Here is a 772-nt window from a genome sequence, read left to right on the forward strand (position 1 = left end):
CCGTCGACCCCGTCCGCGTTCCCGTCCGCGGTGTCGACCGGCCGGGTCGGGGCTGCTGCGGCATCCGGAACGGCTGCGGTCTCCTGGGTGGCGTCCTCGCGGTCGAGCAGCTGGACGGCGTGCCGGCCGAGCTGGGCGACGAGGGCGGCCGGCAGCCACGGCTCGCGGAAGCGGCCGTCCCCGAGGGTCTGGCCGGAGTCGGTGCGCCGCAGGATGTCCTCGGGCCGGGGACGGGCCGCCGGGGCCTTGCGCAGGCAGTCCCGCACCAGGTCGGTCAGGCCGTCGGGGAGCCCTTCCAGGTCGGGTTCCTCACGCGCGATGCGGTACAGCAGGGCGTGGGTGCCGCTGCTCGCGTCGCCGAACGGGTAGCGGCCCGTCGCGGCGAAGGCGAGCACCGTCCCCAGGCTGAAGACGTCGCAGGCCTCGGTGACGCGCTCCCCGAGCACCTGCTCGGGGGACATGAAGCCGGGCGAGCCGATGACGGCCCCCGTCATGGTCAGGCCGCCCTCGGTGGCGGCGTCCAGGGCCCGGGCGATGCCGAAGTCGATGACGCGCGGGCCGTCGATGGTCAGCAGCACGTTGGACGGCTTGAGGTCCCGGTGCACGAGCCCGGCCGCGTGGATGTCGCTCAGGGCCTGCGCCAGCCCGGCGGCGAGAATGCGCACCGTGCGGTCCGGCAGCGGCCCGTGGTCCCTGGCGACGACGTCCAGCAGGCTCGGACCGGCGACGTACCCGGTGGCGACCCAGGGCGTCGGGGCCTCGGCGTCGGCGT

The 772-nt window shown here is 75.9% G+C and carries 1 protein-coding gene; it reads right to left on the minus strand.

Features of this window, described 5'->3' with window-relative positions; all coding sequences use genetic code 11:
* Window positions 1-772: serine/threonine-protein kinase (locus tag ACYVE9_RS29260; protein ID WP_461030898.1), on the minus strand; the 772-nt coding region annotated here is incomplete at both ends.

This window comes from Streptomyces sparsus (assembly GCF_054776295.1).